Annotated in this window: 16 protein-coding genes; 11 read left to right on the top strand and 5 right to left on the bottom strand. The window is 60.3% G+C overall.

The features are described from left to right. Positions 1 to 63: 63 nt before the first annotated feature. Complete coding sequence (locus tag QLG03_RS22000; protein ID WP_023289546.1) at positions 64 to 966, bottom strand: LysR family transcriptional regulator; 903 nt, start codon at positions 964 to 966, stop codon at positions 64 to 66. Positions 967 to 1,096: 130 nt separating this feature from the next. Here QLG03_RS22000 and QLG03_RS21995 point away from each other — a divergent pair, with 130 nt between their 5' ends. Then, positions 1,097 to 2,347, top strand: a complete 1,251-nt coding sequence (locus tag QLG03_RS21995; protein WP_023289545.1) for an MFS transporter — start codon at positions 1,097 to 1,099, stop codon at positions 2,345 to 2,347. A gap of 30 nt (positions 2,348 to 2,377) precedes the next feature. Here QLG03_RS21995 and QLG03_RS21990 read toward each other — a convergent pair whose 3' ends face one another. Continuing rightward, positions 2,378 to 2,470, bottom strand: a complete 93-nt coding sequence (locus QLG03_RS21990; RefSeq protein WP_004206050.1) for a hypothetical protein — start codon at positions 2,468 to 2,470, stop codon at positions 2,378 to 2,380. 227 nt (positions 2,471 to 2,697) lie between these two features. On the opposite strand from QLG03_RS21990, the gene QLG03_RS21985 reads away from it, so the two are divergent. The 3 genes from QLG03_RS21985 (at position 2,698) to QLG03_RS21975 (ending at position 6,524) form a co-directional block, all read left to right on the top strand. Further along, complete coding sequence (locus QLG03_RS21985; protein ID WP_023289544.1) at positions 2,698 to 4,185, top strand: carboxypeptidase M32; 1,488 nt, start codon at positions 2,698 to 2,700, stop codon at positions 4,183 to 4,185. A 165-nt stretch (positions 4,186 to 4,350) separates the two neighbouring features. Continuing rightward, complete coding sequence (gene asr / locus QLG03_RS21980; RefSeq protein WP_255987473.1) at positions 4,351 to 4,770, top strand: acid resistance repetitive basic protein Asr; 420 nt, start codon at positions 4,351 to 4,353, stop codon at positions 4,768 to 4,770. Between the two features lie 941 nt (positions 4,771 to 5,711). Further along, on the top strand, positions 5,712 to 6,524 hold the full coding sequence (locus tag QLG03_RS21975) for a serine protease (RefSeq protein ID WP_044522790.1): 813 nt from the start codon (positions 5,712 to 5,714) through the stop codon (positions 6,522 to 6,524). Here the strand turns inward: QLG03_RS21975 and QLG03_RS21970 are convergent, their stop codons facing one another. Then, on the bottom strand, positions 6,525 to 8,681 hold the full coding sequence (locus QLG03_RS21970; protein WP_048298664.1) for a bifunctional diguanylate cyclase/phosphodiesterase: 2,157 nt from the start codon (positions 8,679 to 8,681) through the stop codon (positions 6,525 to 6,527). It abuts the gene before it with no gap. On the opposite strand from QLG03_RS21970, the gene QLG03_RS25325 reads away from it, so the two are divergent. Continuing rightward, entirely contained in the window at positions 8,641 to 8,730 is a 90-nt protein-coding gene (locus QLG03_RS25325; RefSeq protein WP_258315333.1) for an ArsR family transcriptional regulator, read from the top strand. The genes QLG03_RS21970 and QLG03_RS25325 overlap by 41 nt on opposite strands. A gap of 55 nt (positions 8,731 to 8,785) precedes the next feature. Here QLG03_RS25325 and kpnF read toward each other — a convergent pair whose 3' ends face one another. Next, positions 8,786 to 9,115: a multidrug efflux SMR transporter subunit KpnF gene (kpnF, locus tag QLG03_RS21965; protein WP_023289540.1), complete on the bottom strand. Its 330-nt coding sequence runs from the start codon at positions 9,113 to 9,115 to the stop codon at positions 8,786 to 8,788. Continuing rightward, complete coding sequence (gene kpnE / locus QLG03_RS21960) at positions 9,102 to 9,464, bottom strand: multidrug efflux SMR transporter subunit KpnE (protein WP_032452729.1); 363 nt, start codon at positions 9,462 to 9,464, stop codon at positions 9,102 to 9,104. The genes kpnF and kpnE overlap by 14 nt, the downstream gene beginning before the upstream one ends. A 442-nt stretch (positions 9,465 to 9,906) precedes the next feature. On the opposite strand from kpnE, the gene QLG03_RS21955 reads away from it, so the two are divergent. The 6 genes from QLG03_RS21955 (at position 9,907) to mdcE (ending at position 15,604) form a co-directional block, all read left to right on the top strand. Further along, on the top strand, positions 9,907 to 10,941 hold the full coding sequence (locus QLG03_RS21955) for an AI-2E family transporter (protein ID WP_023289538.1): 1,035 nt from the start codon (positions 9,907 to 9,909) through the stop codon (positions 10,939 to 10,941). 222 nt (positions 10,942 to 11,163) lie between these two features. Next, the gene (mdcA, locus tag QLG03_RS21950) at positions 11,164 to 12,819 is read left to right on the top strand and encodes a malonate decarboxylase subunit alpha (RefSeq protein WP_023289537.1); all 1,656 of its coding nucleotides are present in this window, start codon (positions 11,164 to 11,166) and stop codon (positions 12,817 to 12,819) included. Then, entirely contained in the window at positions 12,819 to 13,661 is an 843-nt protein-coding gene (locus tag QLG03_RS21945; protein WP_282473668.1) for a triphosphoribosyl-dephospho-CoA synthase, read from the top strand. The genes mdcA and QLG03_RS21945 overlap by 1 nt, the downstream gene beginning before the upstream one ends. A gap of 17 nt (positions 13,662 to 13,678) precedes the next feature. Then, a complete protein-coding gene (gene mdcC / locus QLG03_RS21940) occupies positions 13,679 to 13,978 on the top strand; it encodes a malonate decarboxylase acyl carrier protein (RefSeq protein ID WP_023289535.1) in 300 nt (99 codons plus the stop codon). After that, entirely contained in the window at positions 13,971 to 14,804 is an 834-nt protein-coding gene (locus QLG03_RS21935; protein WP_255987467.1) for a biotin-independent malonate decarboxylase subunit beta, read from the top strand. Before mdcC ends, QLG03_RS21935 begins: the two co-directional genes overlap by 8 nt. Next, complete coding sequence (gene mdcE, locus QLG03_RS21930; protein WP_255987465.1) at positions 14,804 to 15,604, top strand: biotin-independent malonate decarboxylase subunit gamma; 801 nt, start codon at positions 14,804 to 14,806, stop codon at positions 15,602 to 15,604. The genes QLG03_RS21935 and mdcE overlap by 1 nt, the downstream gene beginning before the upstream one ends.

Raw genomic sequence — 15,604 nt, 5'->3', positions numbered from 1 at the left:
TGGTGAACGTCAAATTTTTGCTTAGCCTTGTGATTTACCGCACATTTCCAGCCCCTTTTTGCCTCAATTGCGCTCGTTTTTCCAGGCCAGCAGCGTGTCACGAAAGCGTTTTGCCAGCGCCCCCTGCTCATGGTGTTTCGACCACACCAGCCACATCTCCGACACCGCATCCTGTTCGTCAATTGGCAGCCAGCGCATTTCGCTGAGCTGCACGCGCTGAAAGGAGGCCGGCAGGATCGACACCCCCAGCCCGGCGGCCACCAGGCCAATAATGGTCATCGCCTCCCCCACCTCCTGGGCAATCACCGGCGTATGACCGTAGCGGCGCAGCAGGCCAAGGATATCGTCATACAGGCCGGTACCGACGTGCGGGTCGAAAAAGACGAACGGCTCCCGCGCCAGCGCCGCCAGGCTGACCGAGGGCTGGCGGGCCAGCGGATGGTCCGCCGGGACCATCGCCAGCAGCGGCTCGCGCAGCACTCGCTGCCACGCCAGGGTGTCCGGCAGTTGGGTATTGCGCAACAGGCCGAGGTCGAGGGCTCCCTCGCTCAGCGGGACAATCTGTTCGCGGGTATTGGTCTCGCGGGTGAGAATATGCACATCCGGGTAGCGCTGACGAAACAGGGACAGCGTATCGGATACCGCCTTGATAAAAGGGGCCGAGGAGGTAAAGCCGATACGCAGTTCGCCCGTTTCCCCATGGTGCAGACGGGCGGCGCGGGCGGCCGCGTCCTCCACCTGGGCGAGAATTTGTCGGCTGTCGGCGAGAAACTGTTTCCCCGCCGCCGTCAGGCTGACGCTGCGGTTGGTGCGGGCGAACAGGCGGGCGCCGGTCTGCTGCTCGAGGATCTGAATTTGCTGGCTTAACGGCGGTTGAGAGATGTTCAGTCGCGCCGCGGCGCGGCCAAAATGCAGCTCCTCGGCGACGGCGACAAAGTAGCGCAAATGACGCAACTCGATATTCATATTTAAAACGTCTTATTTGAGATTATTAATATATTAGACAGAATATTTACATTTTCATACCCTAAAAATGTGAGCTGAATGGTCACAACACTCTGTTGGTAAGCAGCAACTTCTACCCAAGGAATTCTCTGTGAGTCGTACAACAACCGTTGACACCGTGCCGGCGGGCGAGGTCAGCGTCGCTGGTGCATCCCGCCCGGATCCGTTTATTAAGCGCGGCACCCCGCAGTTTATGCGCGTCACGCTCGCGCTGTTCTCCGCCGGTCTGGCCACCTTCGCCCTGCTCTACTGCGTGCAGCCGATCCTGCCGGTGCTGTCGAACGAGTTCGGCGTATCGCCGGCCAGCAGCAGTATTTCTCTCTCCATTTCCACGGCGATGCTGGCGGTGGGCCTGCTGTTTACCGGCCCGCTGTCGGACGCCATAGGCCGCAAGCCGGTGATGGTCACCGCGCTGCTGCTGGCCGCCTGCTGCTCGCTGTTGTCGACCATGATGACCAGCTGGCACGGCATCCTGATTATGCGCGCCCTGATTGGCCTGTCGCTGAGCGGCGTGGCGGCGGTCGGTATGACCTACCTGAGCGAGGAGATCCACCCCAGCTTTGTGGCCTTCTCTATGGGACTCTATATCAGCGGCAACTCCATCGGCGGCATGAGCGGCCGCTTGCTCACCGGGGTCTTTACCGATTTTTTCGGCTGGCGCGTGGCGCTGGCGGTGATCAGCGGCTTCGCCCTGGCCGCGGCGATTATGTTCTGGCGAATCCTGCCCGAGTCGCGCCATTTCCGCCCGACCTCGCTGCGGCCAAAAACGCTGCTGATTAATTTCCGCCTGCACTGGCGCGATCGCGGCCTGCCGCTGCTATTCGTCGAGGGTTTCCTGCTGATGGGGGCCTTTGTCACCCTGTTTAACTACATTGGCTACCGTCTGATGATGTCGCCGTGGTCGTTAAGCCAGGCGGTGGTGGGTCTGCTGTCGGTGGCGTATCTCACCGGGACCTGGAGCTCGCCGAAAGCGGGCGCCATGACCGTACGCTATGGCCGCGGTCCGGTGATGCTCGGCTTTACCGGCGTGATGCTCTGCGGCCTGCTGATGACGCTCTTTTCTTCCCTGTGGCTTATTTTCCTCGGCATGCTGCTGTTCTCCGCCGGCTTCTTCGCCGCGCATTCCGTCGCCAGCAGCTGGATTGGCCCGCGCGCGCGCCGCGCGCGCGGTCAGGCGTCATCGCTGTATCTGTTCAGCTATTATCTTGGCTCAAGCCTGGCGGGGACATTAGGCGGGGTGTTCTGGCATCGCTACGGCTGGAACGGCGTCGGTGGATTTATCGCGCTGCTGCTCCTTGCCGCGCTGTTGACCGGCACTTGCCTGTATCGGCGACTCAAATAATCGCGCGTGACGTGGCCTGCGGGCCACGTTTCACCACATGCCCATGATAGATGACAAGCCCATCAGCTCTCTGACGGCATCAACGGACAGTAAGGCAATAAACAGCCAGGTGAACGGATTCATAAACCACCCCCGAACCTCCAGACTTGCGTTATCGATCACAGTTTAGTCACGATGCGTTACCGATTTCTGCAATACTGCTCACAGAGCCACGCTTTTTTTCCTGCTATCACGCGGCAAATGCTTTACCCCGCCCTCTGCGCGCCACGCTCGACCCGCCAGGCGTATCAGGATAGTGTAGAGGCATACCGATAATCTGTTCATTCACCTGTCACGGACCGAACGCTACTATGACTGAAAATACGCCTTATCAGCAGCTTACCCGCACCTTTCAGCGCCTGTCGCGCTTTTCGCATCTCTCCGCCATCGCCGGCTGGGATATGTTCGCCATGATGCCTCCGGGCGGTAGCGCCGCCCGCGGCGAAGCGCTGGCGGAACTCGGCGTGCTACAGCATCAGATCCTGACCGATAAAAAAGTGGGCCAATGGCTGCAGGCGGCCCGCCAGCAGGATCTCAACGACCTCGAACAGGCCAACCTGCGGGAAATGCAGCGCCAGTACGATCAGGCGGCGCTGCTGCCGGAGAGCCTGGTGGAGGCCAAATCGCTGGCCGGTAGCCGTTGCGAACATGCCTGGCGCAGTCAGCGGCCGGCTAATGACTGGGCTGGCTTTGCCGATAATTTGCGCGAGGTGGTCAGGCTGAGCCGCGAGGAAGCGCAGATCCGCGCCGACGCCCGGGGCGGCTCACGCTATGACGCGCTGCTGGATATTTTCGAACCGGATATGACCAGCGCCCGGCTGGACAGCCTGTTTGCCGATCTCAAGTCCTGGCTGCCTTCCCTGCTGCGACAAGCGGTCGATAAGCAGGCGACGCGAACCTTGATCGCCCCGCAGGGGCCGTTCCCGATCCCTGAGCAGCGCGAACTGGGTCTGCAGGCGATGCGCATCCTCGGCTTTGACTTTGACGGCGGGCGTCTGGACATCAGCGCCCACCCGTTTTGCGGCGGCGTCCCTCAGGATGTGCGCATCACCACCCGCTACAACGAAAACGACCTGCTCAGCGCTCTGTTCGGCGTGATCCACGAGACCGGCCACGCCCGCTATGAGCAGAATCTGCCTCGCCCGTGGGTCGACCAGCCGGTAGGACTGGCCCGCTCTACTGCTATCCATGAGTCGCAGAGCCTGTTCTTCGAAATGCAGCTGGGACGCAGCGAGCGCTTCCTGAAACGCCTGCTGCCGGCGGTGCGCGAACGCTTTGGCGATCGGCCGGCCTTTAGCGAGGAGAATTTCATCGCCTGGAACCAGCGGGTGAAACCAGGCTTTATTCGCGTTGATGCCGATGAGGTCAGCTATCCGGCGCATGTGATCCTGCGCTATGAAATTGAACGCGCGCTGATCGACGGCGAGATAGAGGTGGAAGATATTCCGTCGCTGTGGGATGAGAAAATGCAGCACTGGCTGGGACTGTCGACCACCGGCAACTACCGGGACGGCTGTATGCAGGATATTCACTGGACCGACGGCGGCTTCGGCTACTTCCCTTCCTACACGCTGGGGGCGATGTATGCCGCGCAGCTGATGGCCGCCGCCCGTCGCGCGCTGCCGACGTTAGACCGCGATATCGCGGAAGGGGATTTCAGCGCCCTGTTTGACTGGCTGCGGCAGAATATCTGGCAGCATGGCAGCCGCTTCACCACCTCGCAGCTGATCCAGCAGGCCACCGGCGAGGATCTTAACAGCCGCTACTTCCGCGACCACCTTACCGCCCGCTATCTGTGATCGTCCGCGCCGGGCTGCCCGGCGCGTCCTTCCACTCCCCGCCTTGTACATTCGGTTACACGCCGATACCAAACACTCACGGAAAGCCCGAAAAGACAAGCATATAGTGATTTCACCGGCCCCGCAGTGGGGTTGAAATTAAGAAAACTTTTCGAGGATATCAGAATGAAAAAAGTATTAGCTCTGGTCGTTGCCGCTGCTATGGGTCTCTCTTCCGCCGCTTTCGCTGCTGACGCAGTAAGCACCACTCAGGCGCCAGCTGCTACCCACAGCACTGCTGCCAAAACCACCCATCACAAAAAACACCATAAAGCCGCGGCCAAACCAGCTGCAGAGCAGAAAGCTCAGGCTGCCAAAAAACACAAGAAAGCAGAAGCTAAACCAGCCGCTGCCCAGAAAGCCCAGGCCGCTAAAAAACACAAGAAAGCAGAAGCCAAACCCGCCGTTCCGCAGAAAGCCCAGGCCGCGAAAAAGCACCACAAAGCTGCCGCTAAACCGGTAGCCCAGAAAGCTCAGGCAGCGAAAAAACACCACAAAACCACCAAACACCAGGCCGCTAAACCTGCTGCACAGCCGGCAGCCTAAATCCTCCCGGTGAACCAACCTTCTTAAATAATCGGCGCTGCTTCAGCGCCGTTTTTTCTGGAGAGCACTATGCTGCGGCGTTATCGTTTTGAGCTCATCCTGATCCTGTTAATCATTTGCGCAGTGGTTGCGACCCGCTTTTTCCTCTATTAATCATTTCGCCTTTCTCTCCCGTTTTGCCGCCTGGCTCAGACTTCCCGGAAGGTGAAGGTCGCGCGAATATTGTTGCCCACCCTTATCACTCTCTTTACCCTGCCGCTGCCAGCGGCGCAAATCATGCCCGGCGCCCGAAGACGCCAGACACGTTAGCAATAAACCATCGCGCGCCTGGCCCCCACGCGGCGGCCAGACTCATCACAACGCACGTACCGCTTCCATCACCAGATAGCCGGTTGCGCCCCAGATGGCCACCGAGACCAGGGAAACATAGACCAGTGCGCGAATACCTTTTTTAGACATATACCCTCCGAACGCCGGGGAAATAGAATTCAGGCTATCATCGCCGGTATTACCTCTCTATTTACTCAACGGCCGGGTGACGGTAACAACGTTTTCGGTGAGAAAATGTTTCGCATTGAAAATAATTACGTGAGGCGTAAAGAAGTGCGAATTCTGGTGAAGTTCTGGCGGGTAAAAGTATTATTTTTGCGCATTATGCTGCCAAACCAGGAATAACCTCAAAGAGGTATTGCTGCATTATTCGCCAATTTCAGTACGTTCTGATACACGAATGTGCTTGCGCCAGACCGTGCTTTCTGCGGAAATAGCAGCAGAAGGTTAATGGTATTAACCGATTGAAATCAGAAGGTTTTACCCGCGCCAGGGCCCGCCGCGCGCAGATGAGACATGCCGTTTGGCCTGATTAGAATTATTGTTTACTTTCAAAAACTTAAATCTCCTGCTACTGTCAATAGACATCATAGCCTCCCCCAGAGAGTGATATGCGTAGAGACGTTCTGTTATTACTGTGTTCATTTTATCTGTTACCTCTGGGCGCACATGCCGAAGATAGCGGACTGAGCGCCAAAGATATTAAGACGTTGTTTTTCGGCCACGATGAGCGTAAAGCGGTGAGCCGCCCGGAGGAGAGTCCGTGGGACGCGATTGGCCAGCTGGAGACCGCCAGCGGCAATCTGTGCACGGCGACGCTCATCTCCCCCAATCTGGCGCTGACCGCAGGCCACTGCCTGTTAACGCCCCCGCGCGGCAAGCCGGACAAAGCGGTCGCTCTGCGCTTTATTTCCCGCAAGGGTAACTGGGTGTATGAGATCCACGGCATTGACGGACGCGTGGATCCCGGATTAGGCAAGCGTCTGAAAGCCGACGGTGACGGCTGGATCGTTCCCTCCGCCGCGGCGCCCTCGGATTTTGGCCTGATCGTGCTGCGCTATGCTCCCTCGGGCATCACGCCGATCCCGCTCTTCCCCGGCAGTAAGGCCGATTTAACCGCCGCGCTGAAGGCGGCGGACCGGAAAGTGACCCAGTCAGGTTATCCTGAAGATCATCTGGACAATCTTTACAGCCATCAGGATTGCATCGTCACCGGCTGGGCGCAAAACAGCGTCCTGTCGCACCAGTGTGACACCCTGCCCGGCGACAGCGGCTCGCCGCTGCTGCTGAAAACCGCGGACGGCTGGCAAGTGATCGCCGTGCAAAGTTCGGCTCCCGGCCCGCAGGATCGCTGGCGGGCGGACAACCGCGCCATCGCGGTGACCGGCTTTCGCGATAAGCTGGAGGCGCTGGCCGGAGAGTAATTACCCCTGCTGCTGACGCCGCTGCAGCAGGTCGGCGATCGGCATCGGTTTACTGAAGTAAAAGCCCTGTAGCCGGTCGCAGCCGGCCCGCCGCAGCAGCGCCAGCTGTTGCGGATCTTCAACCCCCTCCGCCACGACCGTCATCCCCAGCGCGCGGGCGATGCGCACCGTGCCGCGCACCATCTCCGCCGCCTGCGCATCGCAATCCACCCGCCCGGCGAGGGATTTGTCAATCTTCAGGCTGTCAAAGCGAAAGCGGCGTAAATAGCCGATGCTGGAGTAACCGGTGCCAAAATCGTCCAGCGCCACGGCGATGCCCTGGGCCTTCAGATTCTCCACCACCGCCTGCGAACGTTCCGGATTTTCCAGCACATAACTCTCCGTCACCTCCACCTGCAGGCGCGACGGCGGAAAGCGGCAGGCAGCGACCGTTTCCATCACCCGGCTTTCAAACGCCGGATCGCGAAATTGCGCCGGCGAGATGTTCACCGACAGCAGCAGATCGCCCACCGGCTGCAGGTCGCTGCAGGCGCGTTGCAGGACGAACTGGCCGAGGGTGTCAATCAGGCCGCTACTCTCGGCAATGGCGATAAACGCATCCGGCGCCAGCGCACCCTGCGGGCGACGCGGCCAGCGCAGCAGCGCTTCAACGCCGGTCATCGCCAGCGTATCGGCATCGACCACCGGCTGATACCAGACCTCAAATTCATCCTGCTCCAGCCCCTGACGGATGCCATTCTCAATCATCAGCTGATGACGTCGCACGGCATCCAGCGCGTCGTCATACCAGGCCGTCCGCCCCTTGCCGCTCTTCTTGGCGTGGTACATGGCGATATCCGCCCGGCGAAACAGTTCGGTACTGGAGCATTCCGCCGGAGTACCGCTGGCGATGCCGATGCTGGCGCCGATATAAATTGTGCGTTTGCTCAGCGCCACCGGCGCTTTAAGCAGCTCCAGCGCCGCCCAGGCGAACGCCGCGGCCCGGTCGATCGCCTGTTCGCCGCTCACCGCCATGGCGAACTCATCCCCGCCCATTCTTGCCAGCATGGCCCCCGCCGGCACCCGTTTTTGCAGCGCGCTGGCGATATGGCGGATCAGAGTGTCGCCCACATCGTGGCCATAGTTATCATTCACATCCTTAAAACCGTCCAGATCGATAAACACCACGCACTGCATATCGTGCTTACTCGTGTCGCACACCTGGCTGAGCCGCAGCAGCAGCGCACGCCGGTTGGGCAGGCGGCTGAGCCAGTCAATCAGGGCGATCTCCCGCGCCTGACGTTCGCCGCGGGCCAGCTTATACATGCCGAGGCTGCTGAACAGAATAAACAGCAGGATCAGGCTGGCGGCCACCCCGGCGATGAGCCGCATACTGCCTGACGAGGCCAGGGCCGCTTCGGCGCCGGGCAGACGCGGCTGCCACGCCAGATAGCCCAGAACCTCGCCTCCCTGCGTGCGCAGCGGGATCCGGTGTTCGCCTGGGCCGTCGCTGAGATGCAGATGGCTTATCTGGAAGGTGTCGCCTAAACGCTCCAGCAGCTGAGGGCTGATGTGCCGGGTAATGACCAGATAGCGTCGGGTCTCGTCAGCCACCTGCAGCCGGCCGCTCGTCGGCCGTATCAGGCCGATGCCGACGAAAGCGATCCCGGCCTCGGTACGTGTGATGCCGGCGAAGGCGTTTTTCCCCTCGCGCAGAGCCTGTGCATGATAGCGGATCAGGCTGGTCAGCCCGGCGCCGAGAAATGAGAGGTCTGCCCGGGGCATAACCTGACTCTGAAAGGCGCCCCACAGGATGTGATAATGTTCATCAAGGACAAAGGTGCCGTCATACAGGTTATTGATTTTGAAGCCGGATCCCCAGGAGTCGTACAGCCATTTTTGATCCAGGCTGGGAGCGTAAGTCTGGGTCACCGCATCGTCCCAGATGGCATTGTCCAGCACCAGCGACAGCACCCGGTTGACCGAGGTCTGCACCGCCCCTTCCACCGACAGGACCGAGCGCTGCTGATCAATTTCATTGGATTTGCTGGCAATGAGGTGTTGCGAGAGGTAAAGCAGGGAGATCACCGACGCGGTGAGCCCGAGCCCGGCGAGAAAAATCATTATTGACAACGTCCTGGCGGAAGGAATTTTCCGCCAGCCGAAAGCTGTGAGCATGCGCAGTCCTCATCGTCACCGGGCACAATACCTGCGGGGCCGGTCTTGAGTAAGCATACTACAGCGAACCCGTTTTGCCGCCTGGCTTTGCAGGCGGCGCGACATCAGGCGAGTTTAATTAACACCATGCCGGCAACCAGCAGGATGACTCCCGCCCAGCCTTTGTTATTCAGGCGCTGGCCAAACAGCACCCAGCCGGCGGCGATGGTCGCCGCGATACCGAAGCCGCCCCACAGCGCATAGGCGACCGACAGATCGATGCCTTTCACCGCCTGCGACAGGGCGCTGAACGCGCCCAGCACCGCCGCCAGCGACAGAATGCCATAGACCTTGCGGCGGAAACCGTCGGAAAACTTCAAAAAGACGTTGGCAATAATTTCCAGAACAATGGCGATAGCCAGCCAGATGGCGTGGATCCACTCAAACTGCTGCATGAGCCACCTCCGGCTTCGACGACGCTTTTTTCTGGGTGCCGGACTTAATTAAGACGATCCCCACTACCAGGGTAGTCAGACCGGCTATTTTCAGCAGCGACAGGCTTTCATCAAACAACAGTACGCTGAACAGGGTGATCAGCAAAATACCAATCCCTTCCCATAACGCGTAGGCCACGCCGAGGGCAATTTTTTTAACCGCAAAGGCGAGAAAAATATATGACAGGGCAATCATGGCCAGCATTAAAATAAAGCCGGTATGCCCACCGCTAATGCTTGCCCATTTCATCGACAAGGTGCCGGTAATTTCAGCAATAATCGCTAAAGCTAATAAAATCCAATAAAACATGATCCCTTCTCCTGCTTGAGAATATAATCCATTACCGTTTACGCGACGCGTAAACAGGAAAATTTCTGACGTAGATTTCGCTGTGCGCTTGGCGCCAGCTCAGGCAGAAAGAAGGTGACTATAGCGCCGAATGCCAGTGCTGTTCGCCGGCAAAACGGGAAAAAGTGAGGGTTACTGCGGGGTGATTTAAAATATACATCCTGAACTGATTGTCCATAAAATTACAATTATCCGCGGTGTTGCTTCTCGTCCGGTGCGGATGAAAATTGTCCTCAGTAGTTAAACACAGGTAGATTTGTAGCATAGTGCTACATTTTATTCAAAGACTTTGCAATTCTTTACGACGCGGTTTTGCTGCAATGCGTTTTTTCTGAAAAAAAACGTCATTATGCTAATGTAACGCAACCTGTTAACAGGCAAGGAAGATTGAGGACGGGATCCTATGGCTAAACCTATTATTACACTTAACGGATTAAAGATGGTCATCATGCTGGGCATGCTGGTGATCATCCTGACCGGCATTCGCTTTGCGGCAGACATTATTGTCCCGTTTATACTCGCGCTTTTTCTGGCGGTGATTATTAATCCGCTGGTCCAGCTGCTGGTCCGCTGCCGGGTGCCACGCGTGCTGGCGATCTCATTGCTGATCGGCCTTATCGTCATGTTAGCCGTTGTGCTGCTGGCCTCGCTGGGGACCTCGCTTAACGAGCTGGCGCGCACCCTGCCGCAGTACCGCAACTATCTCTACGAACCGATGCAAACCATCGCTCCCTGGCTGCAGCGCCTGGGCTTTACCGTCTCGGTGGTGGAGCTTAACAAATACATCGACCCCAACGCCGTGATGACCCTGGTCACCGGTCTGCTCACTCAGCTGTCGAACGCCATGTCCTCGATTTTTCTGTTGCTGCTGACGGTGGTGTTTATGCTGCTGGAGGTTCCGCAACTGCCCGCCAAACTGCAGCAGCTGATGTCCCGCCCAGTAGAAGGCATGGGGGCCATTCAGCGCGCCATCGACAGCGTGTCGCATTATCTGGTGCTGAAGACCGCGATTAGCCTGGTCACCGGGCTGGTGGTCTGGGGCATGCTGGTTCTGCTGGACGTGCGTTTCGCCTTTATGTGGGGGCTGCTGGCCTTCGCGCTGAACTATATTCCCAATATTGGCTCCGTGCTGGCGGCCATCCCGCCGATCCTGCAGGTCCTGGTATTCGGCGGTCTGTACGAGGCGCTGGTGGTGCTGGCCGGCTATCTGATCGTTAACCTGGTGTTCGGCAATATTCTCGAACCGCGGATCATGGGGCGCGGCCTGGGACTCTCCACCCTGGTGGTATTCCTGTCGTTGATCTTCTGGGGCTGGCTGCTGGGTCCGGTCGGTATGCTCCTGTCGGTGCCGTTGACGATCATCGTCAAAATCGCCCTCGAGCAGACCAGCGGCGGCCAGAGCATCGCATTCTTATTAAGTGATGTGAGCAAAGAGTAACCCTTCCCCGGGCCGGCGACTGGCCGGCCCCCCCTCTCCCTGACACCTGTGGTAGACCACTACGCCTTTCGTATTATTGATCCTCATCACAAAGGGCCAATCACAATTGTTACTCTCAGGCTAACGATTGGCCGCCGTGCTTAATTGATGCTCCGCGCCTCGCATCGCACACTAACCTCCACCAGGACAAACAAAACGATTTGTCGAATCAGGAGGTTAATAATGAATGCCGAACAAACGACGGGGCGGGTCTGGAACCGTCGCCGGACGGAAAAGCAGCGGCGGCTGGCCGAGGCCAACATCCCGGGCAAAGTCATCCCCACTGACCAGCTGGTCAGCGTACTGGAAAACCTGATCGCCCCCGGCGACCGGGTGGTGCTGGAAGGCAACAACCAGAAGCAGGCCGATTTCCTCTCCCGCATGCTGGCGGAAGTCAATCCGCAGAAAATCCACGATCTGCATATGATCATGCCGAGCGTCGGGCGCAGCGAGCATCTGGACCTGTTTGAAAAAGGTATCGCCCGCAAACTCGATTTCTCCTTCTCCGGTACCCAAAGCCTGCGCATTTCGCAGCTGCTGGAAGATGGCTTGCTGGAAATCGGCGCCATTCATACCTATATCGAACTCTACTCCCGCCTGTACGTCGATCTGTCGCCCAACGTCGCGCTGATCGCCGGCTACAAAGCCGACCGTAAAGGCAACCTGTATACCGGGCCGAGTACCGAAGATACCCCGGCACTGGTGGAAGCCGCCGCCTTCCACGACGGTATTGTTATCGCCCAGGTTAACGAACTGGTGGACGACGAGTGCGATCTGCCCCGCGTCGATATTCCCGGCTCGTGGATTGATTACGTGGTGGTCGCCGACAAGCCGTTCTTTATTGAACCGCTGTTCACCCGCGACCCGCGCCTGATTAAGCAAGAACACATTCTGATGGCGATGATGGCGATCAAGGGCATCTACGCCGAGCATCAGGTGCAGTCCCTCAACCACGGGATCGGCTTCAACACCGCCGCCATCGAACTGCTGCTGCCGACTTACGGCGAACAGCTCGGTCTGAAAGGCAAAATCTGTAAACACTGGACCCTGAACCCGCATCCGACGCTGATCCCGGCGATCGAGAGCGGCTGGGTGGAGAGCGTGCACTGCTTCGGCGGCGAGCTGGGGATGGAAGAGTACATCCGCGCCCGTCCGGATATCTTCTTTACCGGCCCGGACGGCTCCATGCGCTCCAACCGCGCCTTCTGCCAGCTGGCGGGGCAGTACGCGGTGGATATGTTTATCGGTTCGACCCTGCAGGTTGATGGTCTGGCTAACTCCTCGACCGTCACCCGCGGCCGCCTTTCCGGCTTCGGCGGCGCGCCGAACATGGGCCACGATCCGCACGGCCGCCGCCACGCCACCCCTGCCTGGCTCAATATGATCACCGAGCCAGACCCAATGCAGCGCGGTAAAAAACTGGTGGTGCAGATGGTCGAAACCTTTCAGGCCGGGGTGAAGCCGACCTTTGTTGAGACCCTCGACGCGGTCGACGTCGCCAAAACCTCCGGCATGCCGCTGGCGCCGGTGATGATTTACGGCGATGACGTCACCCACGTGCTGACCGAAGAGGGTATCGCCTACCTGTATCGTGCGGAAAGCCTGGAAGAGCGCCGGGCGATGGTCGCCGCCGTGGCCGGGATCACCGACATTGGCCTCGGAGTGGACGCGAAACGCGTGGCTGCCCTGCGTCAGAGCGGCAAAGTGGTCTACCCGGAAGATCTCGGCATTCGCCGCAGCGAGGCCACCCGTTCGCTGCTGGCCGCCGGCAGCGTCGCCGACCTGGTGGAATGGTCCGACGGACTGTACAACCCACCGGCAAAATTCCGGAGCTGGTAATGAAAATTCTCTCCCCCCTGCACGCAGAAAGCCGCGTCAGCTGGCTGGCGGATACCGCCAGCGCCTGTCTGATTGACGAAGCCCGTCTGAGCCCGAAACCGGGTCTGGTCGACAGCCGCGGTAGCGGCGCGCATCAGGACCTCACGCTGGCGCTGATGGAACGCTCCGCCCGCAGCCTGCAGCCGACCTTCCACGCGCTGGCCCAGCAAAGCTGGCGCCGCCCGGCGGATATCGCGCTGCGCGAAACCGTCGGCCGCCTCGGCCGGGAAGGCGAAGCGCAGATGATGCAGGCCACCGGCGGGGTCAACACCCACCGCGGCGCCATCTGGGCGCTGGGGCTGCTGGTCAGCGCGGTAGCGATGTTGGGGGGAGTGGGTCATTCACAGGCGATCGCCGACACCGCCGCCGCCCTCGCCCGTCTGCCCGACGGCCTGGCGCCGAAAAGCTTCAGTAAAGGGCTACGCGCCAGCCGCCGCTGGCAGGTGCCGGGCGCGCGCGAAGAGGCGCAGCGCGGTTTCCCGCATATCACCGCCCTGGCGCTGCCGCAGTTACAGCAAAGCCGCGCCCGGGGCGCCAGCGAGCCGCAGGCGCGACTTGACGCGCTGATGGCCATCATGACCTCGCTGAGCGATACCTGCGTGCTGTCGCGCGCCGGCATGACCGGCCTGCAGACCATGCAGCAGGGCGCCCGCGCGGTGCTGGCGGCCGGCGGGTGCGCCAGCGTCGCCGGACGCGCCCCCCAGGCGCGGCGTGACGCGCAGATGCTGGCGCACAACGCCTCGCCGGGCGGCGCCGCCGATCTCCTTGCCGCCACCCTGTTTCTCGACCGGGTTGCCGGCTAACACATTCAGAGGATGTTATGGAACAGATTACATTGTCATTTCCTGCCAGCCGCGCCCTCCGCGGCCGAGCGCTGGCAGGGGTTGTAGGTTCAGGCGATATGGAAGTGCTCTATACCGCCGCCGGAAGCGATACGCTCAGCGTGCAAATTACCACCTCGGTGGATAACAGTCAGGCGCGCTGGCAGGCGCTGTTCGACCGGCTGAGCCTGATCAACGGCCTACCCGCCGGGCAGTTGGTTATTCACGACTTCGGCGCCACGCCGGGCGTCGCCCGTATTCGTATCGAACAAGTCTTTGAGGAGGCCGCTCATGCGTAACGATCGCAGCTTTATCGAACTGCGCGCTCGCGAACGCGCCCACGCACTGCTGGACGACGGCAGCTACCGCGAACTACTGGATCCGTTTGACGGCATTATGTCGCCGTGGCTCGGCGCGCAGGGCATTGTCCCACAGTCCGACGACGGTATGGTGGTCGCCAAAGGCACTATCAACGGCCAGCCGGCGGTGGTGATTGCCATCGAAGGCACCTTCCAGGGCGGCAGTATGGGCGAAGTCTCCGGCGCCAAAATGGCCGCCGCGCTGGAGCTGGCGGCGGAGGATAACCGCAACGGTATTCCGACGCAGGCGGTCCTGTGCCTGGAAACCGGCGGCGTCCGGCTGCAGGAGGCCAACCTTGGCCTGGCCGCCATCGCCGATATTCACGCCGCGATTGTCGATCTGCGCCGCTACACCCCGGTAGTCGGCATCATCGCTGGCACCGTCGGCTGCTTCGGCGGCATGTCCATCGCCGCCGCGCTGTGCAGCTATCTCATCGTCACCCGAGAAGCCCGTCTCGGCCTCAACGGCCCGCAGGTTATCGAGCAGGAAGCCGGCATTGAAGAGTACGACTCGCGTAACCGGCCGTTTATCTGGAGCATGACCGGCGGCGAAATTCGCGCCGCCAGCGGCCTGGTCGACGCGCTGGTTAACGATGGCGTCAAGGCCGTCAAAACCGCGATGAACGCGGCGATCGCCAAAGGCGTACCGGCGCAGCACCGCAGCGACAAGTATGACGACTATCTGCGCCGTTTAAGCCAGTTCGACACCCGCCTGCAGGCGGATACCGCGCAGATTAAACAGCTTTTTGCCCGGGAGGAAAAATAATGAGTCAGTTCCCAAACCGCGCCGCGCTATGGCTGAACAAACTGGCGCCCGAGGCGCCGCTGATGAGCGGCCTGTGCCCTTCCGTGCAGGTGGTAGACGGCCAGCTTAATGGCGAAAAGGTGCGTTTTATCGCCGTAGTGCCTGACGCCAATAACCACTACCCGCGCGCCGCCGGTGGCGAAGTCGGTCTGCTGGAAGGCTGGACGCTGGCAAAAGTGGTCAACGAAACCCTCGACGCCGATGCCGATAAAACGGTAAAGCGCCCGATTATCGCGGTTATCGATGTCCCCAGCCAGGCCTATGGCCGTCGCGAAGAAGCCTTTGGTATTCACCAGGCGCTGGCCGGAGCGGCAGGCGCCTACGCCAAAGCCCGTCTGGCCGGCCACCCGGTGATTGGCCTGATCGTCGGCAAAGCGATGTCCGGGGCGTTTCTGGCCCACGGCTACCAGGCCAACCGTCTGATCGCCTTTAACGACAGCGGCGTACTGGTCCACGCGATGGGTAAAGCGTCGGCCGCGCGCATTACCCTGCGCAGCGTGGAGGCGCTGGAGAAACTGGCGGCGACCATCCCGCCGATGGCCTATGACGTCAGCAACTACGCCACGCTCGGCCTGCTCTCCGCTCTGCTTGACATCAGCCATCCGGACGCCCCTGACGACCACGATCTGGCGCTGGTCAGCCACACCCTGCGCGACGCCATCGCTGACGCGCGCCAGGATCCCTCGCTGAAGTGCCGCCTGGGTGCGGAAAACCGCCGCTGCTCGCAGCGGGTCCGCGACCTGATGCGCGCCAGCTGGTAA

Source organism: Klebsiella sp. V115_8, from assembly GCF_029967715.1.
Classification (GTDB): domain Bacteria; phylum Pseudomonadota; class Gammaproteobacteria; order Enterobacterales; family Enterobacteriaceae; genus Klebsiella; species Klebsiella quasipneumoniae.
The sequence above is the reverse complement of the archived record's forward strand: the minus strand, read 5'-3'. Positions and strand labels throughout refer to the sequence as shown.

Coding starts and splice junctions, on each gene's coding strand:
- QLG03_RS21945 (WP_282473668.1), top strand. CDS start 12,819: ATGAAAATTCTCTCCCCCCTGCACGCAGAAAGCCGCGTCAGCTGGCTG.
- QLG03_RS21985 (WP_023289544.1), top strand. CDS start 2,698: ATGACTGAAAATACGCCTTATCAGCAGCTTACCCGCACCTTTCAGCGC.
- QLG03_RS21955 (WP_023289538.1), top strand. CDS start 9,907: ATGGCTAAACCTATTATTACACTTAACGGATTAAAGATGGTCATCATG.
- QLG03_RS21935 (WP_255987467.1), top strand. CDS start 13,971: ATGCGTAACGATCGCAGCTTTATCGAACTGCGCGCTCGCGAACGCGCC.
- QLG03_RS21975 (WP_044522790.1), top strand. CDS start 5,712: ATGCGTAGAGACGTTCTGTTATTACTGTGTTCATTTTATCTGTTACCT.
- mdcC (WP_023289535.1), top strand. CDS start 13,679: ATGGAACAGATTACATTGTCATTTCCTGCCAGCCGCGCCCTCCGCGGC.
- QLG03_RS21970 (WP_048298664.1), bottom strand. CDS start 8,681: ATGCTCACAGCTTTCGGCTGGCGGAAAATTCCTTCCGCCAGGACGTTG.
- kpnE (WP_032452729.1), bottom strand. CDS start 9,464: ATGTTTTATTGGATTTTATTAGCTTTAGCGATTATTGCTGAAATTACC.
- kpnF (WP_023289540.1), bottom strand. CDS start 9,115: ATGCAGCAGTTTGAGTGGATCCACGCCATCTGGCTGGCTATCGCCATT.
- mdcE (WP_255987465.1), top strand. CDS start 14,804: ATGAGTCAGTTCCCAAACCGCGCCGCGCTATGGCTGAACAAACTGGCG.
- asr (WP_255987473.1), top strand. CDS start 4,351: ATGAAAAAAGTATTAGCTCTGGTCGTTGCCGCTGCTATGGGTCTCTCT.
- QLG03_RS22000 (WP_023289546.1), bottom strand. CDS start 966: ATGAATATCGAGTTGCGTCATTTGCGCTACTTTGTCGCCGTCGCCGAG.
- mdcA (WP_023289537.1), top strand. CDS start 11,164: ATGAATGCCGAACAAACGACGGGGCGGGTCTGGAACCGTCGCCGGACG.
- QLG03_RS21990 (WP_004206050.1), bottom strand. CDS start 2,470: ATGAATCCGTTCACCTGGCTGTTTATTGCCTTACTGTCCGTTGATGCC.